Genomic DNA, 12,930 nt, shown 5'->3' with positions numbered 1-12,930 from the left:
GCGCGGCCATTCGCGCGGGCCGTTTCGCACGTCACTCCGATGAGGTGGTTGGCATGCAATCCGAACACGAGGCTGTATCCGATCCGCACGCGCGAGAAGCCGTCCGCAAGGCACTGCGCCGGCTGGTGCCGTTCTTGGCGCTGATGTTCGTCCTGGCGTTCCTCGACCGAGTGAACGTCGGCTTCGCCAAGGATGAGCTGGAGGTCGACGTCGGCATCGGGGCAGCGGCCTACGGCCTGGGCGCCGGCATCTTCTTCGTCGGTTACGCCTTCTTCGAGGTACCGAGCAACCTGATCATGCACCGGGTCGGCGCCCGCAGGTGGCTCAGCCGGATCATGGTCTCCTGGGGCCTGATAGCCGCCGCGATGTACCTGGTACAGGGCGAGCTGAGCTTCTACCTCCTGCGGTTCCTGCTCGGCGTCGCCGAGGCCGGGTTCTTCCCCGGCGTCATCCTCTACCTCACCTACTGGTTCCCGGACCGATACCGGTCCACCGCCACCGGCCTCATGTACTGGGGTCTGCCACTGGCCTACATCCTCGGTGCGCCGTCGTCCGGGCTGCTGATGGAGATGGATGGCATCGCGGCGCTGGCCGGCTGGCAGTGGATGTTCCTGGTCCAGGGCCTGGCGGCGTCCGCCGTCGGAGTCTGGGCCTGGTTCTTCCTCGACGACCGGCCGCAGGACGCGGCGTGGCTGACGCCCGCCGAGCGGATCGCCCTACAGGAGCAACTCGACCGTGAGGCGGCGACGCGACCGGCCGGGCACACGGCGTCGGTGGGCTCGGTGCTGACGCAGCCCATCGTGCTCTACTTCTCGCTGATCTATTTCTGCATCCAGCTGAGCCTGTACGGGGTCACGTTCTGGCTGCCGAGCACCGTCGAGGACATCGGTGGGCTGGACAGCTGGCAGGTGGGGCTGATCAGCGCGCTGCCCTGGATGTGCGCACTGGCCGGTCTGTTCCTCGTCGGCCGAGCGGCTGACCGGAGCGGGCGGTACCGCCAGTACGGCGCCGCGTGCATGACCGCCGCCGCCGCCGGGATCGCTCTGTCCGCGGCGCTGTCGCCGGTCCCGGCCATCGCCGCGCTATGCCTGGCCGCGTTCGGTTTCATCGCCGTGCTGCCTGTCTTCTGGGCCCTCCCGACCCGGTACTTTACCGGTCTGGCGGCGGCCGGCGGCATCGCCCTGGTGAACTCCGTCGGCAATGTCGGCGGCTTCCTTGCGCCATACTTCCTAGGCTTGGTGGAGGAGAGCACCGGCTCGGTACAACGAGGAATGTACGTCCTGGCCGGGACGACGCTCCTGGGCGCGATCCTCATCGCGATGACCCGCCGACGGCCGGCCGACAGGCTCCGGTAGGTCGTCGGAGACGGCGGCCTCGACGTCGCAGGAGGTTCCGGCCCGCGGCGTGAGCAGTTGGCCGTTCAGTCCTAGCCGCCCCAGGCCCACGTCCGTGGTGCGAAATGGAGTGAACGGAGGTTGCTTCAGGCGCGTGGTGCGGCTGACAGCTCAACTGTTGTTGCTGGTAGAGGCTTATGAGGTGCTGTCGTGCAGCCTTACAATCCAGTGCCCGTCGGGCTCAAGGGTTTTCAGATGTTCTTCGACGAAACCTCGGCGAGCTCCTGATAGGCCTGTTCCCAGTCGGCGAAGAGTGCGGCTAGCTGCGGGGTCGATCGAGGCTAGCGGGACGAGGTACTGGTTCAGCGTGGCCGTGGTTCGCGGGTTTCGCTTCTGATCAACCTGCGTGAGTAGGCGTGTCAGTGCCAGTTTGAGCGTCACGCGCCGCACCGGGTCCAGCCGGCACGGTTTCGCGAAGGTCGTGGCGCTTCTTCGTCAGTGGGTCGATGCCGGCGTACATGCCGACCCGGAAGCCGCCGCTCGGCAGCTCCTCGATGTTGCCTCTCTGGCGGCCTTGGCGTGGTGTTATGCCCCGCAGTGTAGACGAGCTCGTGCCACAAGTGGTGCCACGCGGACGACGTAGAAGACCCGAGATCGGGCGTTATTGCTGGTAGGGCGGGTGGGACTCGAACCCACGACCCAGGGATTATGAGTCCCCTGCTCTAACCGGCTGAGCTACCGCCCCTGGACGCGCCGGGCCGCGTTTGGCCTTGGGCCCGCACCGTCAGAACACTATCGTGACCGGCCCGGGGCGGCCCAACCTGACCAGCCCAGAACGCGCCGTTCCCGGGGGCCGCGACGTCGCGGCCCCCGGGAACGGGTGCTCCAGGCGATCTCAGTGGTGGTGGTGCCGCGCCAGCGCCTCCTCGACCGAGTGCTCGTCCGACGGCTCCGGTGCGGGTTCCCGGCCGACGTCGGAGGCGGCGGCCGCGCGGGTGATCATGCCGCGGTCCCGGGTCGTGATGACGCCGTCGGTCACCAGCTGATTCGCGACCTCGGTGACATGGCGGACGAAGGCGCCGTGGCTGGGCCAGGCGCCGTCGTCGTCGATCAGGTCGTTGATCGTGCAGCCGTCGCCGGTGTCGACGTTCGGCACCGTGGAGTCGATGCCGCCGACGACCACGGTGGCGCGGGTGTCGGAGTCGGGGCAGGCATCGCCGTCCCGTTCGACGATCGTGAACCTCACCGAGCCGACCTCGGAGGTGTTGCCGGCGTTGTCGGTGGCCCGGTACTGGACCGTGTGCTCGCCCAGGTCCGAGACCACGACCGGCTCGGTGTACGGGGCGAACGCACCGTCGTCGACGGCGTAGGTGACGCTCGCCACTCCCGATCCGGTGTCCGACGCGGTCACGGTCACCGTGGCCGAGTCGACGTAGTCGCCGTTCTCGTCCTGCTCGCCGCCCACCGACGCGGAGACCTCCGGTGGGGTCGTGTCGTCGGGTTCGGGCTCGACGACGGTGAAGGTCACCGACCCGGCGGGGGAGACGTTGCCGGAGTTGTCAGTGGCCCGGTACTCGACGGTGTGTGCGCCCAGCGAGTCGACCACGACGGGTGCGGTGTACGCGGTGAAGCCGGCGCCGTCGAGGTTGTACTCGATCGACGCGACGCCGGACCCAGCGTCGGACGCTGTCACCGTGACGGTGGCGGAGGTGATGTAGTTGCCGTCCTCGTCCTGGTCACCGGCGACGGCGGCATCGACGGTGGGTGCCGTCGTGTCGTCGGGCTCCGGCTCGACGACGCTGAAGGCGACGGTCGCGACCTCCGACGCGTTGCCGGCGTTGTCGGTGGCGCGGTACTGGAGCGTGTGTTCGCCCAGCTCCGAGACGACCACCGGCTCGGTGTACGGCACGAACGAACCGTCGTCGAGTGCGTAGGCGATGGACGCGACGCCGGACCCAGCGTCGGACGCGGTGATCGTGACCGTGGCGGAGGTGATGTAGTTGCCGTCCTCGTCCTGGTCGCCTGCGACGCTCACTGTCACGGCGGGTGCGGTCGTGTCGTCGGGTTCGGGCTCGACGACGGTGAAGGTCACCGACCCAGTGGGGGAGACGTTGCCGGAGTTGTCAGTGGCCCGGTACTCGACGGTGTGTGCGCCCAGCGAGTCGACCACGACGGGTGCGGTGTACGCGGTGAAGCCGGCGCCGTCGAGGTTGTACTCGATCGACGCGACGCCGGACCCAGCGTCGGACGCTGTCACCGTGACGGTGGCGGAGGTGATGTAGTTGCCGTCCTCGTCCTGGTCACCGGCGACGGCGGCATCGACGGAAGGCGGCGTCGTGTCGTCGGGCTCCGGCTCGACGACGGTGAAGGTCACCGAGCCGACCTCGGAGGTGTTGCCGGCGTTGTCCGTCGCCCGGTACTGCACCGTGTGCGCGCCCAGCTCGTCCACCACGACCGGCTCGGTGTACGGCACGAACGAGCCGTCGTCGAGTGCGTAGGCGATGGACTCGACGCCGGACTGTGCGTCCGTCGCGGTGATCGTGACGGTGGCGGAGGTGATGTAGTTGCCGTCCTCGTCCTGCTCGCCGCCCACCGACGCGGAGACCTCCGGTGCGGTCGTGTCGTCGGGTTCGGGCTCGACGACGGTGAAGGTCACCGACCCGGCGGGGGAGACGTTGCCGGAGTTGTCAGTGGCCCGGTACTCGACGGTGTGTGCGCCCAGCTCTTCGACGACCACGGGCGCGCTGTACGCCACAAAGCCGGCGCCGTCCAGGTTGTACTCGATCGAGGCCACCCCGGACCCAGCGTCGGACGCGGTCACCGTCACGGTGGCGGAGCCGATGTAGTTGCCGTCCTCGTCCTGGTCACCCGCGACAGCGGCATCGACGGAAGGCGGCGTCGTGTCGTCTGGCTCCGGCTCCACGACGGTGAAGGTCACCGACCCGACCGGCGCGACGTTGCCGGCGTTGTCGGTCGCCCGGTACTCGACGGTGTGTGCGCCCAGCGAGTCGACCACGACGGGTGCGGTGTACGCGGTGAAGCCGGCGCCGTCGAGGTTGTACTCGATCGACGCGACGCCGGACCCAGCGTCCGTCGCCGTCACCGTGACCGTCGCCGAGCCGACGTAGTTGCCCTCGTCGTCCTGCTCGCCGCCCACCGACGCGGCGGTGTCCGGTGGTGTCGTGTCGTCGGGTTCGGCTTCGACGACCGTGAAGCTCACCGACCCGACCTCGGAGGTGTTGCCGGCCGCGTCCGTCGCCCGGTACTGCACCGAGTAGTCACCCGGCTCGTCCACCGTCACCGGCCCGGTGTAGGGCTGGAAGCCTGTGTCGCGGATTTCGTACTCGACGGTTTCGACACCCGAGCCGGCATCGGTGGCCGTCACGGTGACCGTGGCCGAGCCGACGTAGTCGCCGTCCACGTTCTGGTCGCCGCTGACCGTCGCCGAGACCTCCGGCGGCGTGGTGTCCTCGCCACCGCCGGTGACCACCAGCAGGCCAGTCATCTCGCCGTGGCCGGGGAACGCGCAGTAGTAGCGGTAGGTACCGGGGGAGAGCGTCACCTGGGCCTCGTGCCGCCCGCCGTTGCCGTCGAACGGGTTGGCGACGAGGTCCAGCGTAACGTCCTGGTTGTAGTTCGGGTCCGACGTGTCGAAGGTCAGCGTGTGCGGCATGCCGGTGGTGTTCCCGGTGGCCTGGCTGTTCTCGAACACGATGGTCGTCGGCCCGGCGGTCGCCGTCGTCGGGAATGATGCGTAGTCGGTCACGCTGTCGTTCGCGGTCCAGGTCAGCACCTGGTCCGCGGCCGCCGCCGGCGACGGTGCCGGCTCGGCCTCGCCGCGCAGAGCGGTCGCCGTCGGCACCAGCCACAGCGCCGTGAGCGCCGTCGCCAGCACCGACACGAGGACCGTTTGCGAACTGGGCTTGCGACGTCCCGGGGACGCGCCGAGGCGGCGGCCGGTCAGGGCCGCCAGGAGTCGTCGAAACATCAGCATGTGCACCTCTCGTGAACCCGGGGCGCACCCCGGCGGCCGGGCCGGCCGGTGGGGTGCGGCCACGAGAAGGTCTCGTGGCCGCACCCGCACCGACCGGCGGCCGGGGCTACAGCTCTCGAACTCGGATGTTGCGGAACTCGATCTGGTCGTTGTTGCCGTGGTTCTGCAACCCGATGTATCCGCTGAGGAACTGGCGCAGATCCGTCGGCGGGTCACCGGGACGCGACGACGTGATGCCGGGTGCGTTCTCGAACTCGTTGATCACGACGCCGTTGCGGATGATCGTGTACTGCTGTCCGACCACCCGGATCTCGTAGTCGTTCCACTCGCCCTTCGGCGTCGCACCGGCGTCGTCGAGCCCGATCGGGTCGAAGTTGTAGACCGACCCGGTCTTCTGCGGCTCGCCGGTTTCGCCGTCGTAGATCTGGATCTCCTGCCCGCAGTAGATCGCGACCCACGCCGGTGACGAGGCGGCGGCGCCGGTCCGGCCGCACTCCGGCCGTTCCTCCAGCGGCTGGTTCGGGCTCGGGAACCGGGTGAACACACCGCTGTTCGCCCGGACCGTGCCCGGCGACACGTCCCGGAACTGGAGCTTCACCGAGAAGTCGGCGAACTCTCGCGCCGAGTACCACAGCATCCCGAGCCCGCCGCGGCTGATGATCGTGCCGTCGTCCTGGAGCTCGAAGAAGCCGCCCGGAGCCTGGGTCCACCCCTGCAGGGACTCGGCGGTCCCGTCGAAGAGGGCCTCGTATCCGGTGTCGCCCGCGGTGCCGATCTCGGATTGTGCGGCCAGCCGGTTCAGCGTCGTGCGTTCGCGGGCGGTGAGGACGCCGTCGGCGACGAGATCGTTGGCGACGTCGGTCACGTGTCGGACGAACTGACCGTGGTTGGGCCAGCTGCTCTCGTCGTCGATGAGGTCGTTGACGGTGCAGCCGCCGCCGGCCTCATGGTTGGCGACCCCGGTGTCGGTGTCACGGAGCCAGACGGTGTCCCGGTCGTCGGGAACCGTGCAGCCGACGACGACCTCGACCTCGGTGCTCATCGTCTCGCCGTCGGCGTAGGTCACCGTCAGCGTCGCGGTGTAGGTACCCACCGCGTCGTAAATGTGCCGCGGGTTGGCCTCGTCCGACGTGGCTCCGTCGCCGAAGTCCCACGCGTAGGACACGCCGCCGGACCGAGCGCCGGTGAAGGCCATGGTCAGCGGCTTGTTCTGGACGGCCGTCACCGAGGCGGCCGCCATCGGCGTCGCCGGGCCGCCGTTGTAGACGACGCGGATGAGCTTCTGGTTGTCGACGAGACTGAAGAAGCCGCCGCTGTAGTCGGACATGTACAGCGCACCGTCCGGGCCGAACCGCGACGTCATCATCCAGCTCTGCAGCTGGTCGTCGTTGCCGCCGGCCGGGATGAGCGATCGCAGGTCCTCGGCGAACAGCGGCGGGCTCTGCGAGTCGATGCCCTCCGGGTCGACGGTCACTGCGACGCGGTTGGTCGGCGTGCACTCGTCGCCGATGATCCACTTGCCTTCCCAGTACGACGGCCAGGCCACGTCGCTGTCCGGGTCGACCAGCGCTTCCCGGTAGGTCGGGCCGGTCATGATCGCCTGGCAGCCGCCCCGCAGGTACGGGAAGGTGTACGTCGCGTCGTCGCTGTCGTATGTCGGGATGCCGTCGCCACGGTCCGGGAAGACCGGGTTCCCACCGCTGGGCGAGTACCAGATCATGTTGTCCCGGGCGTCCGGGATGTCGACCAGGCCGGTGTTGCGCGGCGACGTGTTCACCAGGTTGCCGTCGCACTCGTACCAGCCGGTCAGGATCGCCGCGTCCTCGTTGCTGCGATCCCGGTACGGCTGCCGGTTGCCCATGCAGTACGGCCAGCCCTGGTTGCCCGCCGACGTGATGATGGTCGCCGTCTCGTACTTCGCCGGGCCCAGCTCCGGGTCCGGGTTGCCAGCGTCCGGGCCGACCCACGCCGCGTGCAGGTAATCGGTCTCCGGGTCCACATAGAGCGTGGAGATGTTGCGGACACCCATCACGTAGATCTCCGGGCGGGTCTTGCCGCCGCCCTCCTCCTCACCGGTGAAGAGGTTGTCGTCCGGGATGGTGTACGTCCCGTCGTCCTCCGGGTGGATTCGCAGGATCTTGCCGTTCAGGTCGTTCGTGTTGCCTGACGTGCGGCGGGCGTCCTGGAACGAGATGCCGGCGAACTCCTGCGTCCAGTTGTTGCCGGAGTAGCCGCCCGAGCCCTGCGAGGAGTTGCTGTCGCCGACGCCGATGTAGAGGTTGCCCTCGGAGTCGAAGTCCATGCCGCCGCCGGCGTGGCAGCAGCTGTGGATCTGGGTCTCCCAGGAGAGCAGGTCAACCCGGCTGTCGAGGTCGATCTCGTCGGCCTCGGCGTCGTAGGTGAACCGCGAGACCGTCCGCTCGCCGACTCGGCGCTCCTTGTCGATCGACTCATACGGCATCCAGTAGACGTACATCCAGCCGTTCTCGGCGAAGGACGGATCGAGCGCGATGCCGACCAGGCCCTCCTCGGTCTTGACCAGCTCACCGCCGGAACCCCGGTTGCCGAACACGTCCAGCGTGGTCAGGTGCTTGACCTCCTGGGTCTCCGGGTCCCACTGGTGGATCGTGCCGCAGCCCAGTCCCACATTCGGGTCGGACCAGTCGACGACCGGGCCGGTCGCGCAGGCGGCCTTGCCGATGTAGAAGACGGTGCCGTCGGGCGCGATGTCCAGGCCGTGCGGCTCACCGATCTGGTCGAGCTGGCCGTCCTGGTTCACCTCGGTCAGCCGCTCGATCTCGTAGTTCGAGCCGATGGTCGCCTGGCAGTCGCCGCGGACCATGCCGGTAGCCCACTGGATGGCGCCCGCGACATGGCTGCGCAGCGCGTCCTCGGACCAGCTGGCGGCGGTACCGCCCATGCCGGTGTAGAACGAGCGGCCGCCGTCGTAGTCACGGCACCAGGAGACCGGGTGGAACGCGCCGTTGGATCCCTCGCCCGGCTCGTACGTGTGCTCCTGCACCTGCGCGACCGTGTGGACCGTGCCGACCGGGTTGGGCGCCCAGTTGATCCACCGGTCCTCGCGGGCCAGCGTCAGCGGGAGGCCGTCGTTGGCCGGGTGCTGACGGTCCACGATGCTGACCGTCGCCTCCTGCACGACGATCGGCGGCGGCTCGACCGTGCCGTCGCCGGCGAAGAACTGCAGCTCGGCGAGCTGGGTGAGGCCGTCGCCAGCGTTCCTGGTGATGTCCAGGCGGTAGTACTGGTAGGCCTGGGTGTTCTCGAACGTGTAGTCCTTGGTCTGGAACCGGTCCGGGAAGTCCTCGCCGGTGCGCTGGTCCAGGTCAGTCCACGTCTGCCCGTCCGTGGACCCCTGCAGCGTCCAGTCCTGCGGGTCGCGGCCGGCGGCGTCGTTGGCCGACGACAACGCGTACTGGTTCACCGCGGCTGCCTCGGTCAGCTGCACGACGATCCATGCCGTCGGCTCGAAGGCCAGCCACTTCGTGTTGACGTCGCCGTCGACGAGCTTGGGCGCGTCCTCGTTCGGCGGGTTGTTGGCGCTGGCGCTCACGGAGGAGACGTCGAGCGGGTCCGGCAGCGCGCCGACCGGCCGAGTGCCGATCAGGCCGGTGAACCACTCCGACCGCTCCTGCGCGCGGGCCGCGTCGCCAACACCGAGGAAGCCGCCGCCGTCCTCGAGGTAGGCCTCCAGGGCGTCCTCCTGGCTCGGCGTCAGCTCGGTGCCCTGCGCGGACAGGAAGACGACGCCGCGGTACTGCGCCAGGCTCTGCGCGGAGAACACCGCGGGGTCACTGGAGACCTCGACGGCGAAGCCGTGCTCCGCGCCGAGCTCCTGGATCGCCTGCGTCGCCTCGGCCACCGGGTCGTCCTGCGCGTCGGCCGCACCGTGGAACACCAGCACGTTCACGCCGTTGTCGGCGGCGGTAGCCGCCTTGGCGGCGGCGAGTGCCTGCCGGGCGGCGGGGGAGGCACTGGGTGCCGACCCGTCAGAGGCCTTCGGGGCATCCTCGACCAGCGGGGCCGGGCTCGTGGGGCTCGGCGACGGCTCCGGCTGACCCTGGGCCGGTAGCGCGACCAGGCTCAACGCCAGCGCCGCACTACCCGCGAGAACCGCCGTGCGGCGCCAGGGTGCCGACCGTGCCGGTAGCCTGCCGTCCGGACGTTCGAGGCTCCTGCGTCTCATCGTTGCTCCTTCGATCGATGGTGCGCCCCGTGGCTATGCGTTCTCGGCCCTGCTGTGGTCGTGTGGTCGTTCGTCGAAAAAGTGCGGTGGCCTAGCCGCCGTGCCCCTCGTGCTCGTCGTGCCCGCCGTGGTGGTGGCCGTGGAAGTAGTCGATCGCCTCCTGCGCGTGGTCGGGGATGGTGCCGTCCTCGTTGCGGACCAGGAAGATGCCCGACATGGGGTCGGAGTGGAACTGCACGTGGCAGTGGTACATCCACGCACCGGGCCCGACGCCCTCGCCGGCGAGCACCTGGAACCCGAACGAGCTGCCGGGGTTGAGGTCCTTGTTGTCGACCGCCGGGCTGGGATCGTTGGGACCCTCCAGCATGCCGGTGCGGTTGTCGGCCCAACGGTGGGCGTGCAGGTGGAAGGTGTGCTCCATGTTGCCGTGGCCGATGGCGATGAACTCCACGCGCTCGCCCAGCCGGCAGTCGAAAATCGGCGTGTCCGGCGCGGTCAGGTTGTTGATCGTCATGTCGTTGAACACGACCGTGAACTGGCGGTCCGGCAGCACGTCGCCCTTGCGGCGGACGATGAGCGCGCCGTAGAGGCCCTTTGCGATGCCGTCGGTGCCGTGGTCCGAGCCCAGGGCGTGATCGTGGTAGTGCCAGTAGCCGGCGCTGCCCGGCAGCCACATCCGTCCCGTCGACGGTGCCTTCTCGCGGGTGTGCCACACGTACGTGCGCGTCTGACCGGCCTCGGTGGCCGACGCGTTGAGCGGGCTGCCGTCGGAGTGGACGTCGTAGTCGACACCGTGCGGGTGGATGGACAGGCGCTGGTCGGTCGTGTTGACCAGCGTGATCTCCATCGTGTCGCCCTCGATCATCTCGAGGATCGGGCCCGGGACGGTGGCCTCGCCCGGGGCCAGGCCGTAGCCGTAGAGACCGTTCGGGAGCGCCTCGGCGTAGATCGTGACCTGGTGCGTCGTCCCGCCGGCACGGGCGGTCCCCGACGTCCTCGGTACCGTGCCTGCCGTCGCTGTCGGCACCGACGCGGCGGTGGTGGCGACCGCCGGGAATGCCGCGCCCGCTACCGCTCCGGCCAACATCGACCGGCGAGTCACGTGGTGGGCGGTACCGCTGCGAACGGGATTGTCAGCCATTGGGTCTCCATTCCATGAGCCCCGGGGCGCCTGCACCGGAGACCGGGATCGGGCCATCGCTCGCCGGCCGTGGAGCGCCGGTCCTGCCGTCGTGCTCGCTCTCGCGCTGGCGGCAGGGTCCGCCGATCCCCACGGACGCGTACGAGATCGCACAGTAGGGGCACTTTTGCGTGGGCGTCAACGGAAAGGTTCGTGCTTGTCATCAAATGGCCGACCGCTATTGATGAGCCCGCGCCAGGTTCTCGATCCTGAGCCGTCGAAAATTCGCAGGTGCCATGCGTTTGGTTGCGACGCTGTCCGCGTTGTCCGGGTGGCCGTCGCCGATGATGGGGCTAGGCGTGGTGGCCGGTGCAACTTAGGCCGATGCACGTACAACTTTCGCAAGTTACTTAAAGGTAACGCTTGTGTGCCTGGCAGCTGAGTCGGTAGCGTCCTCGTCGTCAGCGGTGAATGCGCCGGGCCGGGCACGAGAACCGCGGGCGAGCGCACCGGTGGCACCGTCCTGAGGCGGTGGCGCCGTCGGACATCGGAACGTCACAGGTCGAGGTGATTCCGTGGACCGTCGCTCAGGCCCCGCGAGGTGGATGTGCCGCTGTCGCTTCAGGTGATCGGCGCGCTGTGTGCGCTCCTCCAGTGGGCTGCCCGGCTGGCCGACACGGTGCGCGCGGCGGGTGTGGTCCGGACGGCGCGTCGGACACGGGTCGTCGACAGCGGCGCGAAGCCGCTACGCCAGGACGGCCGGAGGTCGTGCGTGGGCCGACCGCCGCGCCCCGAGATGTCCGGGCCGGCAGGACTGGTGCTGGTCGGGCGCCTGACCGGTTCGCCATGGCGGACGTCGTCGGCCGTACCGCAGCCGGCCGGCGGCCGATCGCCCAGTGGCTCACCGGCGGCGCCGCCAGGACGCGCCAGCGCTCCGCCGGCCCGGACGACGTTGCGCCGACGGCGGCGCGCTGCCGCGAGCGTCGGATCGGAGGCGGGAGGTGCCGACTGGGTTTCTTCCCCTCGTGGACCTCGCTCCCGCCTGGGACCTCGCGGTCGGCGCTGGGGCTAGCGGATGGTCAACGCCAACAGGGCCAGCAGGCTGACGAGCGCCGCGGAGAGGCGGATACTCGTGGTCGGCTGGTGCGGGCCGATCAGCCAGCGGCGCAGCCGGGCTAGCGGGCGAAGCCTTGCGATCGTGCGAGACAACGGCACCTCCAGTCCTCGGTCGGCGCCACCCCGACGCGCGACCCACATGGGCAAGCCGTTGTCGACTATGCCCAGACCGGAACTTCCTATTCAGCTCGTGGAGCTGCTTGTTCGCACTCACGCGAGACCCTGGCGGCGTGACCAGGGTGCGATGTCGCGTGATTCGCGGCTATCGCCCTCAGCATGAACCACGACCCACGGGGCGTCAATAGTCCGTTTCGCGGATCTCGGATCCCTGCCGACGTCTCGGTGCCCGGCGCGGAGACTCGACCCGTAACCGGCTGGCTCAGCTGTATGACTCCGGCACCATCCGGACGGTGACGCAGACGCGGTTCCAGGCGTTGATCGTCGTGATCACCATGATCAGCTGAGCCAGCTCCTCGTCGCCGAAGTGCTCCCGGGCGACCGCCCAGACGCCGTCCGGCACCCTCGGCGCGCCCTCGCTGAGCCGCGTCATCGACTCGGTGAGCGCGAAGGCGGCTCGCTCGGCCGGGCTGAAGAACGGACCCTCGTCCCAGACGGCGACCGCGTGGACGCGCGCGGCGCTCTCTGCGCCGTCGACCGCGTCGCGGCTGTGGCAGTCGACGCAGTAGGCGCAGCCGTTGATCTGGCTGGCGCGCAGCTTCACCAGGTCGAGCAATGTCGACGGCAACGGGCCCTGGCCGGACCGGCTGTCCAGCGCCACCAGCGCCTTGTAGGCGGCCGGAGCGAGCGCCTCGACGTCCAGGCGGTCGCGGACGGCGGTCGGCTCGACGGCGGTGTCCATGATGGTGTCTCCTCGGGTGCGGTGTCTCGACCACGGTGACCGTACGAGGGATCATTGGTTTGGCAGAAGAGCCAATACTTGTCGATTTGAAAGAGCCAATGTGATTGACCTCCACGTCGCCGTCGACGGTCGGGACGACCTCTCGGCCCGCGTCTACCGCGCGCTGCGCGACGGGCTCCGCGACGGCCGGCTGCGCCCCGGCGACCGCCTGCCGCCCACCCGTGAGCTGGCCCGCACGCTGCGCGTCTCCCGCAACACGGTGGCAACCGCGTACGAGCGTCTCGTGGCCGAGGGGTTCCTCAT

General features: G+C 69.4%; 7 protein-coding genes and 1 tRNA gene. 2 read left to right on the top strand and 6 right to left on the bottom strand.

The genetic code is table 11. The features are described from left to right. The first annotated feature begins 53 nt into the window (after positions 1 to 53). Positions 54 to 1,355 carry an MFS transporter gene (locus E1269_RS09115; protein ID WP_131893606.1) on the top strand — a complete coding sequence of 434 codons (1,302 nt, stop codon included), beginning with the start codon at positions 54 to 56 and terminating at the stop codon, positions 1,353 to 1,355. A 647-nt stretch (positions 1,356 to 2,002) separates the two neighbouring features. Here the strand turns inward: E1269_RS09115 and E1269_RS09105 are convergent. The 6 genes from E1269_RS09105 to E1269_RS09085 all read right to left on the bottom strand — a co-directional run bounded on the left by E1269_RS09105 (position 2,003) and on the right by E1269_RS09085 (position 12,627). Beyond that, positions 2,003 to 2,079 (bottom strand) — tRNA-Ile (locus E1269_RS09105). Positions 2,080 to 2,229: 150 nt separating this feature from the next. Next, positions 2,230 to 5,322: an OmpL47-type beta-barrel domain-containing protein gene (locus tag E1269_RS09100; protein WP_131893604.1), complete on the bottom strand. Its 3,093-nt coding sequence runs from the start codon at positions 5,320 to 5,322 to the stop codon at positions 2,230 to 2,232. Positions 5,323 to 5,434: 112 nt separating this feature from the next. Then, positions 5,435 to 9,532: a ThuA domain-containing protein gene (locus tag E1269_RS09095; protein ID WP_131893602.1), complete on the bottom strand. Its 4,098-nt coding sequence runs from the start codon at positions 9,530 to 9,532 to the stop codon at positions 5,435 to 5,437. A 91-nt stretch (positions 9,533 to 9,623) separates the two neighbouring features. Beyond that, entirely contained in the window at positions 9,624 to 10,673 is a 1,050-nt protein-coding gene (locus tag E1269_RS09090) for a multicopper oxidase domain-containing protein (RefSeq protein WP_203433242.1), read from the bottom strand. A gap of 1,047 nt (positions 10,674 to 11,720) precedes the next feature. Continuing rightward, the gene (locus E1269_RS32155) at positions 11,721 to 11,867 is read right to left on the bottom strand and encodes a hypothetical protein (protein ID WP_162606299.1); all 147 of its coding nucleotides are present in this window, start codon (positions 11,865 to 11,867) and stop codon (positions 11,721 to 11,723) included. 280 nt (positions 11,868 to 12,147) lie between these two features. Continuing rightward, the gene (locus tag E1269_RS09085; RefSeq protein WP_131893600.1) at positions 12,148 to 12,627 is read right to left on the bottom strand and encodes a carboxymuconolactone decarboxylase family protein; all 480 of its coding nucleotides are present in this window, start codon (positions 12,625 to 12,627) and stop codon (positions 12,148 to 12,150) included. A gap of 103 nt (positions 12,628 to 12,730) precedes the next feature. On the opposite strand from E1269_RS09085, the gene E1269_RS09080 reads away from it, so the two are divergent. Further along, positions 12,731 to 12,930, top strand: a 200-nt coding sequence (locus tag E1269_RS09080; RefSeq protein WP_131893598.1) for a GntR family transcriptional regulator, incomplete at its 3' end; no start/stop codon positions are given.

It is taken from the genome of Jiangella asiatica, from assembly GCF_004349065.1.
In the GTDB taxonomy this organism is placed as follows: Bacteria; Actinomycetota; Actinomycetes; order Jiangellales; family Jiangellaceae; genus Jiangella; species Jiangella asiatica.
The sequence above is the reverse complement of the archived record's forward strand: the minus strand, read 5'-3'. Positions and strand labels throughout refer to the sequence as shown.

What these genes read in the sequence shown, in the direction of transcription:
- E1269_RS09095 (WP_131893602.1), bottom strand. Translation starts at nt 9,532, where the DNA reads ATGAGACGCAGGAGCCTCGAACGTCCGGACGGCAGGCTACCGGCACGG.
- E1269_RS09100 (WP_131893604.1), bottom strand. Translation starts at nt 5,322, where the DNA reads ATGTTTCGACGACTCCTGGCGGCCCTGACCGGCCGCCGCCTCGGCGCG.
- E1269_RS09090 (WP_203433242.1), bottom strand. Translation starts at nt 10,673, where the DNA reads ATGGCTGACAATCCCGTTCGCAGCGGTACCGCCCACCACGTGACTCGC.
- E1269_RS09115 (WP_131893606.1), top strand. Translation starts at nt 54, where the DNA reads ATGCAATCCGAACACGAGGCTGTATCCGATCCGCACGCGCGAGAAGCC.
- E1269_RS09085 (WP_131893600.1), bottom strand. Translation starts at nt 12,627, where the DNA reads ATGGACACCGCCGTCGAGCCGACCGCCGTCCGCGACCGCCTGGACGTC.